This is a genomic window from Clostridium aceticum (assembly GCF_001042715.1).
Taxonomy (GTDB): Bacteria; Bacillota; Clostridia; order Peptostreptococcales; family Natronincolaceae; genus Andreesenella; species Andreesenella acetica.
This window is the reverse complement of sequence record NZ_CP009687.1, coordinates 2,299,347-2,315,070: the sequence shown is the minus strand read 5'-3', so window position 1 is coordinate 2,315,070 and position 15,724 is coordinate 2,299,347. Positions and strand designations below refer to the sequence as shown.

Here is a 15,724-nt window from a genome sequence, read left to right as displayed (position 1 = left end):
GGAGGAAAAAAGTGAATAGATACTTAGCTAAGTCAAATCCACAGGAAACCATTCAACAACATACGGACCACTTACTAAAGAATTATAATGTTTTAAAGTCAATATATCCCAATTTACAAATAAATTGGGATATATTGTACCTAGCATGTTTATATCATGATCTTGGAAAGATGAATACTAAGTTTCAACAAAAGATAGAGTCTCAAGAAAAAATAGAAGATGAAATACCCCATGGAATTTTAAGTTTGGCTTTTATAGATGTAAAAGTATTAAAAGATAGAGGGTTTAATGATGATGAAATAAAAATTTTAGCACATGCTGTAGCCTACCATCATGAAAGAGAATTTAACTTTGACAATCATCAACTAAAAGAAGAAATAAAGCTTATTGAAAAAGAAGCAAAAAACTTCATATATGAAAAGCTTAAAGATATTGAAGTTAAAAAACTAGGAGCTAAATACTTTGCTAAGGATAGGATATACCAAAAAGATAATGAACAAAAATTCTTCAATTATATTCTAGTAAAGGGTTTACTAAACAGAATTGATTACGCTGCTAGTGGCTATATAGATGTTGAAAAACCAAATGATTTTCTGATGAAGAGCTTAAGAAATCTAATGGAGGAATGGCAAGAAAAAGATAATCATGCAAACTGGAATGAATTGCAAAAATATATGCTATCTCATAAACAAGACAATGTAATTGCCATAGCAGAAACTGGTATGGGAAAAACAGAAGCAGGGCTCCTATGGATAGGAGATCATAAAGGTTTTTTTACGCTTCCACTAAAAACAGCTATAAATGCCATGTATAATAGGATAGCAGGAAAAATCATTAAAGAAAGTTATGAAAATAAAGTAGGTTTACTACATTCTGATACCTATAGTGAATATTTAAGTAAGGGCTTAGAAGAAATAGATATTGATGAATACTACAATAAAACGAAACAATTATCTCTTCCTCTGACAATTTGCACTTTAGATCAAGTATTTGACTTTGTGTATAGGTATAGAGGATTTGAATCAAAACTTGCCACTTTAGCTTATTCAAAAACCGTAATCGATGAGGTTCAAATGTATTCTTCTGATTTATTGGCATACTTAATCATTGGCTTATCCTATATTACCAAGATTGGTGGAAAGTTTGCCATATTAACAGCTACATTACCCAACTTAGTAATTGATTTGTTAAAGGAAGAGGGAATAGATTTTGTTCCTCCTAAAACCTTCACAAATAGTGATAGGACAAGGCATAGTGTAAAAATTATAAGGGAGCAGATGAATACAGACTATATTATAAATTTATATAATAAAAATAAAGTATTAGTTATCTGTAATACTGTAAAAGAAGCACAGCAGGTATATAAAAACCTAAAAATTCAACACAAAATCGAATATATAAATTTATTCCATAGTAATTTTATAAAAAAAGACCGTAAAGAAAAAGAACATAACATACTCAGTATAGGAAACAAAGACTCAAGTGAATATGGTATATGGGTAACTACTCAAGTGGTGGAAGCATCGCTAGATATTGACTTTGATATACTAATTACAGAGTTGTCAGACCTAAATGGGCTTTTTCAGAGGATGGGAAGATGCTATAGAAGTAGACAATTTAATGAAAGTGGATATAATTGTTATGTTTTTGATGGAGGGGACAAGGAGTGTAGTGGTGTTGGCTATGTTATAGATAAAGATATTTTTCAGCTATCGAAAGAAGCTTTAAGAAATATAGATGGTCAACTAAAAGAAGAAGACAAGATGAAGCTAGTAAGCAAGCTCTACACTACTGAAAACTTAAAGAATACTAAATATTACAAACTAATAAAAGCGAATATCGATTATGTAAAAAGTATAGAGGATCATGAAAAGTGTAAAAATGAAGTGAAAAAAATATTTAGAAATATTAATTCTACGACAGTTATTCCGGAAGAAGTATATAATAAAAATCGCCAAGAAATTAGTAATTATACTAATATTTTATCGAAAGAATATGATAAAGCTATGAGTAACGAGGAAAGAGGAGCGCTAAAAAGTAAAAAAATCATAGTCCGAAGTAAATTGATGGATTTTACTTTAAGTGTGCCGTATTATAAAACTAAAGGAAACCTTATAGAAAGTATAAAACTCAACAGATATGAAACCATTCCTATACTAAACTGTAAGTACTCAAGTAGAATTGGAGTGGAGTATGTTGAAAAGGAGAGCCTTAAAGAAGACTCTATAGATTACTTTATATAGAAATTTTTCTATCAGGCAGGGCGGTAAATATGGAAAAAGTAACTGGTGTTATGATTTATTACTACTTTGTTTGTCATAGAAAGTTATGGTTTTTTATGAATGATCTTAATATGGAACAAGGTAGTGACTTAGTAAGTATGGGAAAATTGATAGATGAAACATCCTACAAAAGAGAAAAGAAAAATATTCTAATTGATGAAAACATCAATATAGATTTTCTCAAAGACTGGAAAGTTATACATGAGGTTAAGAAATCAAGGAAAATAGAGGATGCATCTAAATGGCAATTAAAATACTACATATGGCTATTGAAACAAAAAGGTGTTGATATAGAAAAAGGTATACTAGATTATCCTCTTTTAAGAAAAAGAGAAGATGTATTTTTAGACAAGCAAGATGAAAAAGAACTGCAAAAAATTCTAGAGGAGATAGAAAAAATAAGGTCATCAAAGTTACCACCAGCAATCAGCAAAAAAGCTATATGTAAAAAATGTGCTTACTATGAACTTTGCTACATATAGGAGGAGGATATGGGAGAGACTTTTTATATTTTTAAAGATGGCGACTTAAAAAGAAAAGATAATAACATTATTATAACAACCTTAGAAGGAGAAAAGAAAAATCTAAAGGCTGAAGTCACAGATGAGATTTATCTATTTGGAGAAGTCCAGATGAATACTAAGCTATTAAATTTTTTATCTCAACAGAAGATAACAATGCATATATTTAACTACTATGGCTTTTATAGCGGCAGCTTTTATCCTAGAGAAAGCAATGTGAGTGGCTATTTGCTAGTAAATCAAGTGAAAAAATATGACGATCAACAGGAACGAGTAAGAATTGCCAAAGAGATATTGAAATCGGCTTCATACAATATCTACAGAAATTTGAGATACTATAACCGTAGAGGTATTGACTTGGACAATCCTGTGAAAGAAATAGAAAGTTTAATGAATAAGCTAGATTTTGGAACAAATATACACCAACTTATGGGAATAGAGGGCAATATAAGAAAAACATACTATGCCACATGGAACAGCATTATAAAACAAGATATAGCTTTCGAAAAAAGAGTGAAAAGACCACCTGATAACATGATAAATTCCCTGATTTCATTTGTAAATAGTCTTATATACACAACTGTTCTTTCTGAAATATACAAAACTCAGTTAAATCCTACAATAAGTTTCTTACATGAACCAGGAAGCAAGAGATTTTCGCTATCGTTAGATATATCAGAAATATTTAAACCCTTAATTGGAGAAAGAATGATATTTTCATTGCTTAATAAAAATCAAATTACTGAAGAGGACTTTGAAAAAGAATCTAACTTCCTATACTTAAAAGAAAGTGGGAAAAAAAAGATACTCTTAGAGTATGATCGGCGACTTAAGCAAACTATTAACCACAGGGATCTAGGAAGAGAGGTATCCTATAGATATCTTATCAGGCTTGAGTGCTATAAGCTTATAAAGGATATAATTGAAGAAAAAAGGTATAATGGATTTAAAATTTGGTGGTGATGGTATGTACGTAGTTTTAATGTATGATATAATGATGGATAAAGATGGTGCTAAAGTGCAGAGAAATACCTTTAAAATATGTAAGCGATATTTAACTCATATACAAAAATCTGTATTTGAGGGAAATTTAACAGAATTAAATTTAATGAAGTTAAAAAAAGAACTAGGTCAGTATATACGGGATCATAAAGATTCTCTTGTAATATTTGAGAGTAGGGATGAAAAATGGTTAACTAAGGAGTTTTTAGGATTAAAAGATGATAAGACATCTAATTTTTTTTAAATGATAATCTGTCGACCTGTAGTAATGTATAAATAGATGGATATCGACAAAGTTTACTACGCCCTATACGGAAAGGATTTTTTAGAGAAAAAGCATGTTTTATATGATTCAGAGGGACTTTTAAATCATATATAGACAGAAAGTAAGACTACAAACTAGTAGTACAAGTGCTTTGAAATGAACGCCCTTTAATAGAACTACAGTAGAATGTAAATCATCCTTAAGTTTTACCTTATGCTCTTCAGTGGTGTGCCTTTAATAGAACTACAGTAGAATGTAAATATGGTAGAGGTAATTCTAGAAACTATAGAATAATACCCTTTAATAGAACTACAGTAGAATGTAAATTTATTAACATAATCATTCACTGCATTTACGATCGTATGCCTTTAATAGAACTACAGTAGAATGTAAATATAAGTAAGGACTTAATTATCCAGGACAACATGAACGCCTTTAATAGAACTACAGTAGAATGTAAATCTTGTAACGAGAACAGCATATAAAGGTGGATTATCCCCTTTAATAGAACTACAGTAGAATGTAAATCCTACTAGATTAGCTAGGTATTGTTGCGAAAAATTAACCTTTAATAGAACTACAGTAGAATGTAAATGCTATTATACCTGCTATAACACCTATAGCTTTAATTACCTTTAATAGAACTACAGTAGAATGTAAATGAATATAGCAGAGTATTTTTTAGTATCATTAGATTACCTTTAATAGAACTACAGTAGAATGTAAATAAATCTATATTCCCCCATGCTTGAGCTATGGCTTCACCTTTAATAGAACTACAGTAGAATGTAAATTTGTTCAATAGATGTGTTGCAAAAGTATGGCGTATCCCTTTAATAGAACTACAGTAGAATGTAAATAACTATAACAGGACTCATGACTGGGGACTGGGACATGCCTTTAATAGAACTACAGTAGAATGTAAATCCTTTCGACCGTTATACGCTAATACAGGACGTTTACCCTTTAATAGAACTACAGTAGAATGTAAATTTTAACATCCCTCCTAACTTAACGCTTCTACTAAAGCCTTTAATAGAACTACAGTAGAATGTAAATCTTTTTAATTCCTGAGAGAATGCCGGCATAGGTGGCCTTTAATAGAACTACAGTAGAATGTAAATAGATAAAGAAAAAGCATGGAAAATTTTTGAATATTTCCTTTAATAGAACTACAGTAGAATGTAAATAGGTTAAAAGCTTGCCCAAACCGGGGTAAAAAATATCCTTTAATAGAACTACAGTAGAATGTAAATGTAGGGAATATACATGTAAAAGCAAAAGATAATGATGCCTTTAATAGAACTACAGTAGAATGTAAATGCAGGAGGCTCTACAGCTGCCGCAGGGACTACAGTACCTTTAATAGAACTACAGTAGAATGTAAATATAAAAAGCGGGTTAATACTGCCGTAGTAGTTTTACCCCTTTAATAGAACTACAGTAGAATGTAAATTCTGCTCTCCACAGTCCATGCATGTGTAATGCTGACCTTTAATAGAACTACAGTAGAATGTAAATATACATCAAAGGTGTAATCATATGGCCTGTAGATGCACCTTTAATAGAACTACAGTAGAATGTAAATACTAGAATTGTTAGATATTGTTGTTCCGAATTAAAAGACCTTTAATAGAACTACAGTAGAATGTAAATCCGCTAAAGGCTAAATAATAACCTTCTGGTGGTTCCCTTTAATAGAACTACAGTAGAATGTAAATAAAGGAAAGTTTAAACTCTCCTACGGGCATTTCAATGCCTTTAATAGAACTACAGTAGAATGTAAATAGGTTCTTTTCTAACTCTCTTTTTTAGGACTTCTGTACACCTTTAATAGAACTACAGTAGAATGTAAATGCGTTAATGGGTTTGTTGTTGCAAGTTAGAAAAGAACCTTTAATAGAACTACAGTAGAATGTAAATAATTTTTACTAGAAAACCAATTAATTCTTGTTCAACCTTTAATAGAACTACAGTAGAATGTAAATTTGCGTATTATCATCGGCAAGCCATATTTGTTGTGCCTTTAATAGAACTACAGTAGAATGTAAATGGAATAACAGGCCTGGGGGATGGTAAGGCACCCTGTCCTTTAATAGAACTACAGTAGAATGTAAATCAGTATCGACCAAATGGGCGCAGCTGCTAACGCCCTCCTTTAATAGAACTACAGTAGAATGTAAATCTTGGCACTGTAAAACTTTGTGCTTCTCCTGTGTAGCCTTTAATAGAACTACAGTAGAATGTAAATGTAGATGAAATTGATTTTGAAAGAAGTAAACTCCTTGCCTTTAATAGAACTACAGTAGAATGTAAATTGTGGTAGAGCGGATATATGAAGTATTGCCTTGGATACCTTTAATAGAACTACAGTAGAATGTAAATTTCTCTGATCCTAGACTTTGATATTTCTATTTTGGCCCTTTAATAGAACTACAGTAGAATGTAAATGCGTCACTATTGGAGTTTCTTCTTTAGGTTTTTCTGCCTTTAATAGAACTACAGTAGAATGTAAATTAATTTCGGCTCGCATTAAAGCCATTTTTGTTTTAGCCCTTTAATAGAACTACAGTAGAATGTAAATAGAGAAGAAATATGTAGGAGTAAAAATTGAGATGTACCTTTAATAGAACTACAGTAGAATGTAAATTTGGCTGTTTGGTTGGAAAAAGATATATGGGATTATCCTTTAATAGAACTACAGTAGAATGTAAATTAAAATCACCCCTTCGCATAATTAAAAAACTATGTACCTTTAATAGAACTACAGTAGAATGTAAATGAAAATGAACACAAGCTAGCCTATGATGAATTGTTAACCTTTAATAGAACTACAGTAGAATGTAAATGCTGCAGCGGTAACAACACTAAAATTTACTCTTTCAACCTTTAATAGAACTACAGTAGAATGTAAATTTCTTTTTTCTACGTCTTTTTCATCTTTTTTGGTTACCTTTAATAGAACTACAGTAGAATGTAAATGTGTAATTTGCAGATCTACTTTCTGCTAAATGAAATCCCTTTAATAGAACTACAGTAGAATGTAAATAAGATTTACCTTATGAGTTTCGCGCCTACGGTTACCCCTTTAATAGAACTACAGTAGAATGTAAATGGTGTAAAATCTAAAACACAATCATTATTAGCAATAACCTTTAATAGAACTACAGTAGAATGTAAATCAGGCTTTTGCAATTGCTAAAAATGCAGAAACTGTACCTTTAATAGAACTACAGTAGAATGTAAATTTCTTTACGAACTCTTTTTTTTAGTATTTGAGTACATCCTTTAATAGAACTACAGTAGAATGTAAATACAGTTAGAGCAGTAGCACCACAGGCTTTAGCAATACCTTTAATAGAACTACAGTAGAATGTAAATAGTACAAGTAAGTTCGGTATTTCATCCGGTATTCTACCTTTAATAGAACTACAGTAGAATGTAAATTGTTTTATCTAGTTCCTGGTAATGGCTGCGCTTTTCCCTTTAATAGAACTACAGTAGAATGTAAATGCAGATACTAGCCGAACAGCTGCGCCAGGGAAGTATCCTTTAATAGAACTACAGTAGAATGTAAATTTTTTTTAATAGCGTTTTGTACTTCCCCAGCTTCACCCTTTAATAGAACTACAGTAGAATGTAAATGGCCATAGGGGTACAGCCCCGGGACGATCTACACAAACCTTTAATAGAACTACAGTAGAATGTAAATGCGTATAAGGGAAGTAGCTGGCGAAGGCCTCTACAACCTTTAATAGAACTACAGTAGAATGTAAATAAAGATTGTTAAGCAAAGCTTTGATATCAGAAAGTTACCTTTAATAGAACTACAGTAGAATGTAAATTAAAAATAACACCTGTTTCAAGGTGCTTGTTGCACACCTTTAATAGAACTACAGTAGAATGTAAATTGAAGTATGGGACATGGCTAATGCTGAACTTGATCATCCTTTAATAGAACTACAGTAGAATGTAAATACCATCACGTGGACTAGTCCAGAGCAAATATCTTTTCCCTTTAATAGAACTACAGTAGAATGTAAATGAGTTTATGGAACTTCAGCGAATGAAAAAGTTAGATACCTTTAATAGAACTACAGTAGAATGTAAATTAGGCAAACATAAGGGGATTGTGTCAGGGAAAGATTGCCTTTAATAGAACTACAGTAGAATGTAAATACTAATGACCTTAATAAACTCCATTGCCGGTGAAGACCTTTAATAGAACTACAGTAGAATGTAAATGATTCTACAGGTTGACCTTCATAATCACCAGAATGTCCTTTAATAGAACTACAGTAGAATGTAAATGTAGTCCAGGGGGGACCAGGCAAGTATTAGCGAAGGCCTTTAATAGAACTACAGTAGAATGTAAATGTTTGGAGGGCAATATTCACCCCTCTCATAGCTTGCTCCTTTAATAGAACTACAGTAGAATGTAAATATTTGTATTTCGTAAGGCGCGGCCTGGTTAAAGTTCCCCTTTAATAGAACTACAGTAGAATGTAAATTAACTTTCCCATTGGCTGTTGTAGCGTCAGGGTAGGCCTTTAATAGAACTACAGTAGAATGTAAATAGAAATAAAAACGCTAATAGAGAGCAGCAAGTAGCACCTTTAATAGAACTACAGTAGAATGTAAATGTTGACATTGATCAATTAACGACCACAGGAAGGACTACCTTTAATAGAACTACAGTAGAATGTAAATTCATTAAGATTAGTGCGTACTTTAAAAGCGAACAATCCTTTAATAGAACTATAGTAGAATGTAAATTGAGTTGTATAGTTACTAGCTACATTAGTTGCAGGCCTTTAATAGAACTACAGTAGAATGTAAATAATAATCCCAAGATATACGTTTTACAGATGTATTGCCTTTAATAGAACTACAGTAGAATGTAAATAACTATATAACCAAAAGCTACCGACTTTTCCAACCATCCTTTAATAGAACTACAGTAGAATGTAAATATTAAGACGGAGAAGAGAATAAGAAAAGCTTTAACCCTTTAATAGAACTACAGTAGAATGTAAATATTTTTAAAGAATTCTATCATCTTTGTTACCTCTCTTCCTTTAATAGAACTACAGTAGAATGTAAATATCATTTGAAATAACATCATAAACATCTGACCTTTTACCTTTAATAGAACTACAGTAGAATGTAAATTGCTAGATCTCTGATTTCATCCTGCGCCCTGCTACACCTTTAATAGAACTACAGTAGAATGTAAATTTGAAACCAATGGGATCATTGAACAAGGATTACTGGCCTTTAATAGAACTACAGTAGAATGTAAATTCGGTAGTAAAACTACTTCGGTAGCTAGGAGGCGTTACCTTTAATAGAACTACAGTAGAATGTAAATCTAATTGAAATTGATGAAAGAGAAAAAGAAATTGATTCCTTTAATAGAACTACAGTAGAATGTAAATTTAAAAATTAAATAACAGTAGTAAAAAATCAAGAGACTTCCTGAGTAAGCTGGTGAAATTATGCTTTTTAGAGTTGGGGGATATGAAATTATAAAACAATGACTAATATAAAATGATATAATGAACCTATAAATGAAAGCAGGATGAATAAGACATCACGACAAAGACAATGAAAATGAATCTGAAGATCAAGAGGAGTAAGGATATATGAACAAAACTGCTATTAGAAACTTTGCTGTTAGGGCAAGGAAGAAGTTGATTGAGAATATCATCCAAAAAGCTTATGAGCTAGGGATTGCTGAGAATGGAATCAAGGGTATTGAGGCCTTTGAAGGTGGTTTTAGAATCAAGGGTCTAGAAAATAGTAAAGTTTATAAAAAATATGAAGAAAAACAAAGGGAAAAATTAATAGCTAAGATCAAGGAAAAAGGATTCCAACAGGTTATGGAGGAGGTAGCTTATACATGGTTTAATCGTTTTATTGCTCTTCGTTTTATGGAGATCAATGGGTACTTAGATGTAAGGGTTTTGTCCTCTTCGGAGGGAAGAGGGGAGCCAGATATTCTAAAGGAAGCTCTAAACACAGAGTTGGATCTTGATCAAGAGCTGGTTTATAAACTCATGGATGCAAATGATGCAGAGGACTTATACAAATACCTTCTTATTAAACAGTGCAATCAGCTGGGTGAGATTATGCCCATGGTATTTGAAAAAATAGCTGATGATACAGAACTTCTCTTGCCGGACTACTTATTGACAAAAGGTTCTGTAGTTAGAGATTTAGTAGAATCTATTGATGAAGAAGATTATAAAGACCAAGTAGAGATCATCGGGTGGTTGTATCAATACTATATTTCGGAGAAGAAGGATGAAGTATTTGCAGATTTAAAGAAGAATAAGAAAATTACAAAGGAGAATATCCCAGCTGCTACCCAATTATTTACACCAAAGTGGATTGTAAAATACATGGTAGAAAACTCTTTAGGAAAGCTTTGGCTAGAATCTCATCCAGATGAAGCATTAGAATCCCAGTGGAAATTTTACTTAAAAGAGGCTTCCCAGGACCCAGAGGTACAAAAAAAGTTAGATGTACTTAAAAATCCTAATTTGAACCCAGAGGAAATAAAAGTATTGGACCCTGCTATGGGCAGTGGACATATCTTAGTTTATGCCTTTGATGTATTATACGATATCTATTTAAAGGCTAATTATTCCGAAAGAGACATTCCTCAATTGATTTTAGAGAAAAATTTATATGGACTAGATATAGACGATCGGGCAGGACAGTTGGCCGCCTTTGCATTGTTGATGAAGGCTAGAAGTAAGAATAGAAGGATTTTTAGAAAAAAGATTGATTTAAATATCTGTTCTATTCAAGAAAGTAATGATATTCCTAAGGAAGTCATAGAATATTTTGATAGGAGTGACTTGCATTTACAACAAACAGAAGACAAGCAACAATACAAGAAGGATGCTGAATATTTGTTAAAAACCTTTCAGGATGCAAAAGACTATGGTTCTATATTAGACGTGAAGACAATAGATTTTCATGCCATTGAAAATATACTAGAAGAGATGAAAAAAGGCGAAATCATAGATCTGTTTTATATGCAGTATAGAGGAATCATTCTAGAAAAATTTCCAAGACTTATTAAACAGGCTAAGATCATGAGTGAAAAGTATGATGTAGTGGTGGCAAATCCTCCCTATAGCGGACTAAGGAGGCTAAATGATAAACTTAAAAAGTATATAGAAGATCATTTTCAAGCATATAAGTATGATCTTTTTTCAGTTTTTATTGTTAAAAATATAGATTATACAAAAGCATCAGGTTTTATGGGTTTAATGACACCAAATGTATGGCAATACATTTCATCCTATAAAAATTTAAGGGAACTGATTATAAATAATTATCAATTAACCAGTTTAATACAGCTGCCAGATGATGGGTTTAAGGATGCATCTGTGGCTATTAGTACTTTTGTTATAAGGAAAGATGATAATAAGTATAACACAAGCTTCTTAAAATTAGATAAGGATTTTGATGCATTCCAAAAGGAAGAAAAGACAGAAAGGATAAAGAAAAGTTTTTCCAAGAATCTTCATGTGCTGAATACTGATTTGTTTAAAAGCATACCAGATAATAAGATAGCTTTTTGGGCTAGCGAAAAAACAATAAAAACATTTTTGAAAGGAAGGAAATTAGAAGAAATCGCAAAACCTCGCCAAGGTATGGCAACATCTGATAACAATAGATTTCTTAGGTTATGGTATGAAGTCAGTGTTTGTAAGATACAATTTCCTTCAATGCTTTTAGAAGATTTTCCCCTGAAGTGGGTACCTTATAATAAGGGTGGGGGCTACAGAAAGTGGTACGGAAATAATGAGTTTGTAATTAATTGGGCAAATCATGGAGAAGAAGTAAAAGAATATGCAAAAAAATTATATGGTAGTTATTCCAGAACGATAAAAAATGAAAAATTTTATTTTAAACAAGGAATTACTTATACATTTATCGGAAAAGATTTAGGGCCTAGATTTACACCAAATGGATTTATTTTTGATGTTGCTGGATCAATGATCTTTATTGAAGGAGAAAAGTTATTTTATATTTTAGGTTTGATGGCTTCTAAGTTATCAAAGCATTACATAGATATTTTAAATCCCACCATCAATATACAAGTAGGAGATATAAAAAATATTCCTGTAATCTTAGAAAAGGAAAAAATTCAATCTATCAAAGTATTGGTTTCTAAATGTATTGAAATCGCCCAAAAAGACTGGGATTTCTATGAGACCTCATGGGACTTTAACCACCATCCCTTATTAAGTTATGCAGCAATAAAAAGTAATCAGCAAGCAAATAAGATAGAAAATGCTTTTGAGGAATGGATAGAGGATACAAATAGACGATTTGATGAATTAAAATCATATGAAGAAGAATTAAATAGAATATTTATTGAAGCTTATGACTTGAAAGATGAATTTTCACCAGAAGTGAAGGCTCAGGATATTACCATAAGAAGGGCAGATAGAGAAGAGGATATGAAATCTTTTATTTCCTATGCAGTAGGCTGTATGTTTGGTCGCTATTCCTTAGATGAAGAGGGTTTGATTTACGCAGGAGGAGAATTTAATGATAAATTTAAGGTAGAAGAGAGAGAAGTAAAAATTCATACCAGTCAAGGCTGGAGAAGGTCATCGATAGATGTAACTAAGGACAACATTATTTTAGTAGCAGATGAGGATTATTTTGAAGATGACCTATTAAACAGATTTGTAGCGTTTATAAAAGTAAGCTTTGGGGAAGAAGCATTAGAAGAAAACCTGAACTACCTGGCTGAAACCTTAGGTAAGAAACCTAATGAGACATCAAGACAAGTTATAAGAAGATACTTCTTAAAAGATTTTTACAACGATCATATAAAAACCTACAATAAGCGTCCTATTTACTGGTTATTTGATAGTGGAAAAGAAAATGGTTTTAAGGCACTTATTTATATGCATCGGTATGACATTTCAACGGTAGCAAGGGTAAGAACAGATTATCTTCATAAATTGCAAAAAAAATATGAAGCGGAGGTAAAGCGATTAGACCTCCTTCTTGCATCTGAGCTATCAATAAAAGAAAAGGCTGCTACCCTTAAAAGAAAAGACAATATAAATAAACAAATAATGCAGTGTTGTATGTATGATCAAGTAATGGCTCATGTAGCGAATCAGAAAATACAGATTGATCTAGATGAGGGAGTACAAGCAAATTACAGTAAATTTCAAGGAATAAAGATTCCTCAAGAAGAAGGAAAAAAATCACCTACAGCTGACCTTTTGGCTAGGATATAAATTTTTTGTACAATAAGCTGTAAAATGAGATGATGATAATCTATAAATTAAGGAAGAAGCTGATTAACAAGTTAGATGATTTGTTAAGAAGCTTCTTTATCTATAATATCCAATAATATCTAATATCCAGTGATTGGTTGTAGAAAATAAAGTTATCCTATATATTTTATTGTAGTAAAAGCATTTAATAGACATGCAATAGGAACAATGCCTTTATACTCTTCACCTTCTGTTACAATAATATAATCGTAGACCTTGCTTTCCTCTCTAGACATGGCTATAGTTGAAGCATCCTTAATGTTTAGAGAATGATCAAGCACTAAGGGGGAATGATCCATGACAGTACTAAGAGGGCGTGATAGGAAATTGTTTCGATTAGCTTCTTTTTGCATTTGGTAATAAAACTTATGACGCATAATGAGACCCACGGGATGCTTTTCTTTTACTACTACAATCCCCTGTAAATTATAGGATTCACTGAAGATGTCGTTGGCTTGATGACAAGTATTATTATATTGTAAAGGAAAATCACGACGCTTCAACACTCCGATGGTCAAGATAGTGGGATGTCGTTGGATTTTTTTGTTTTGGTGGTTCAGCTGTCCAATTTCTTCTTTTAACTTAGAAGGAATAGCAACGAAATCCTCAGAGGGACGTTGAATGTAGTAGCCTTGGCCATAAGGAATACCAATTTCAATCAAGGTTTTAAGCTCTTCATAGGTTTCAATGCCTTCAGCAATTACTTGAATATTTGTTATTCGTGAAAATTGATGGAAACTTTTTAGCAACTCCCTCTTTATCATATCTTTATCGATATCCCGAATAAGGGACATATCGATTTTTATGAAGTGAGGTCGAATTTCTGTCATAAGCCGCAGGCCAGAGTAGCCATCTCCTGCATCATCTATAGCAATTCGATAGCCTTGATGACGATAGTTTTCAAGAACTTGATTAAATACCTTATAATCAACTACTGCAGTATGCTCAGTAAGCTCAAAGATCACATGGTCAGAATCAATATTATGATCTTTGAGAAATTCTTTTGTAAATCCCTTTTTAAACTTGGAATCTTTGATAATATCAGAATCAATATTAATAAATAGCAGCTTATCACCGACAATGCTCTTTGCTTTTTCGATGGCTCTTAAGCGACAGAGTAGGTCTAATTCCCATACTTTATTAACTTTTTTAGCATAATGGAACAATTCATCGGGATAATAAAAGTGGCTGTTTATTGGTCCGCGACTTAAAGCCTCATAACCTAAAATGGCACCATCTTTTAAGGAAATAATTGGTTGAAAAGAAGTCGTGATTTCTCCATTTTTAAGTATGTTAAGATATTCTTGTTTTAAATTATTTTTAACAACTGCCATTGCCATAGATAGATTACTCCTTTGATAGTATTTATCTGAATAACTGTACCTTTATTGTATTTTTATTATATAAAAAAGATGGCAGACTTTCTTTAAGAATAGATTAAATTTCAGTAAATTATTAGTTTTGACAAAAGATGACTTATATATTATTATAATAGTATATAAATGAAAAACATTATCAAACAAATTTCTACAAAATAGAAGATATACAGTAAAAAATATATGACAAGCAATGAAGGTGCTGAATTTGAACAATACTATCAAGATCTTTAAAGCAATTTTATTAATTTTAATTTTCTCACTTTGTTTATATATCAATCGATTGTTACCAGTACAAAGCAAAGATGATCTAATAAATTTTTTCAATGAACTTACTAATTATAAAAATATAGATGGTATATTTGTTGGTGTAACTGTAGTGATCAGTATTTTATGTATACCCATCTCTTGGATGAAGGCATTGGGAGGAATTTATTTTGGTGTAGGCAGGGGATTTATGTATGGTCTTTTAGCTGCAACAATCAGTTGTGGTATTTCCTTTCTTATTGCTAGGTTTTTGGGTAGAGAAGTAGTAAATCATCTATATAATAGATTCTTTAAGCATAAATTAAGTCCCAAAATAAGGAATTGTTTAGAAGGAAGAAAAGACCTTAGTTTTACTTATATTTTCTTGCTGAGAAACATGTACTTTATTCCCTTCGCTTTGACGAATTACCTACTAGGGGTGACGTATATATCCTTCAAGAAATATATGTTGGCTAGCTTTTTAGGTATGATTCCTGGTACCTTCATGTATAGTTATTTCTTTGCTAAATCTCTAAGGATTCAGGAGAATCCAACGGAATTAATTTTACCTATTTTCTTCGTTGGCTGTTATTATGTTTTAGTATACATATTAAAAAAAGTCTTAACGCAAAAAAGTAAAGTAGTATGCTTTGAAAAAGAATAAGAAAAGTAAGGGACTGTCCTATGGCAGTCTCTTTAAACTTTCTATGGG

Annotated in this window: 7 protein-coding genes and 1 CRISPR repeat array; of the genes, 6 read left to right on the top strand and 1 reads right to left on the bottom strand. The window is 31.7% G+C overall.

The annotated features are described in order from the left end of the window. Positions 1–11 precede the first annotated feature (11 nt). The 5 genes from CACET_RS10890 (at position 12) to pglX (ending at position 13,351) form a co-directional block, all read left to right on the top strand. Positions 12–2,243: a CRISPR-associated helicase/endonuclease Cas3 gene (locus CACET_RS10890; protein ID WP_044825025.1), complete on the top strand. Its 2,232-nt coding sequence runs from the start codon at positions 12–14 to the stop codon at positions 2,241–2,243. A gap of 29 nt (positions 2,244–2,272) precedes the next feature. Continuing rightward, positions 2,273–2,764, top strand: coding sequence for a CRISPR-associated protein Cas4 (gene cas4 / locus CACET_RS10885; protein WP_044825026.1), 492 nt, complete (start codon positions 2,273–2,275; stop codon positions 2,762–2,764). A 9-nt stretch (positions 2,765–2,773) separates the two neighbouring features. Further along, entirely contained in the window at positions 2,774–3,766 is a 993-nt protein-coding gene (cas1b, locus tag CACET_RS10880) for a type I-B CRISPR-associated endonuclease Cas1b (protein WP_044825027.1), read from the top strand. Then, positions 3,744–4,049, top strand: a complete 306-nt coding sequence (cas2, locus tag CACET_RS10875; RefSeq protein ID WP_341409928.1) for a CRISPR-associated endonuclease Cas2 — start codon at positions 3,744–3,746, stop codon at positions 4,047–4,049. Before cas1b ends, cas2 begins: the two co-directional genes overlap by 23 nt. 185 nt (positions 4,050–4,234) lie before the next feature. Then, a CRISPR array of direct repeats spans positions 4,235–9,508; the repeat unit is 30 nt; unit sequence CCTTTAATAGAACTACAGTAGAATGTAAAT. Positions 9,509–9,715: 207 nt separating this feature from the next. Beyond that, the gene (gene pglX, locus CACET_RS10870) at positions 9,716–13,351 is read left to right on the top strand and encodes a BREX-1 system adenine-specific DNA-methyltransferase PglX (RefSeq protein ID WP_044825028.1); all 3,636 of its coding nucleotides are present in this window, start codon (positions 9,716–9,718) and stop codon (positions 13,349–13,351) included. A 152-nt stretch (positions 13,352–13,503) separates the two neighbouring features. Here pglX and CACET_RS10865 read toward each other — a convergent pair whose 3' ends face one another. Then, the gene (locus tag CACET_RS10865) at positions 13,504–14,730 is read right to left on the bottom strand and encodes an EAL domain-containing protein (RefSeq protein WP_052661451.1); all 1,227 of its coding nucleotides are present in this window, start codon (positions 14,728–14,730) and stop codon (positions 13,504–13,506) included. 229 nt (positions 14,731–14,959) lie between these two features. On the opposite strand from CACET_RS10865, the gene CACET_RS10860 reads away from it, so the two are divergent. Beyond that, positions 14,960–15,676 carry a TVP38/TMEM64 family protein gene (locus CACET_RS10860; RefSeq protein ID WP_082058208.1) on the top strand — a complete coding sequence of 239 codons (717 nt, stop codon included), beginning with the start codon at positions 14,960–14,962 and terminating at the stop codon, positions 15,674–15,676. The last annotated feature ends 48 nt before the right edge of the window (positions 15,677–15,724 follow it).

Bases quoted from the DNA above. Each gene is read 5' to 3' on its own strand.
- cas2 (WP_341409928.1), top strand. From the start codon at position 3,744: ATGGATTTAAAATTTGGTGGTGATGGTATGTACGTAGTTTTAATGTAT.
- pglX (WP_044825028.1), top strand. From the start codon at position 9,716: ATGAACAAAACTGCTATTAGAAACTTTGCTGTTAGGGCAAGGAAGAAG.
- CACET_RS10860 (WP_082058208.1), top strand. From the start codon at position 14,960: ATGAAGGTGCTGAATTTGAACAATACTATCAAGATCTTTAAAGCAATT.
- CACET_RS10865 (WP_052661451.1), bottom strand. From the start codon at position 14,730: ATGGCAATGGCAGTTGTTAAAAATAATTTAAAACAAGAATATCTTAAC.
- cas4 (WP_044825026.1), top strand. From the start codon at position 2,273: ATGGAAAAAGTAACTGGTGTTATGATTTATTACTACTTTGTTTGTCAT.
- cas1b (WP_044825027.1), top strand. From the start codon at position 2,774: ATGGGAGAGACTTTTTATATTTTTAAAGATGGCGACTTAAAAAGAAAA.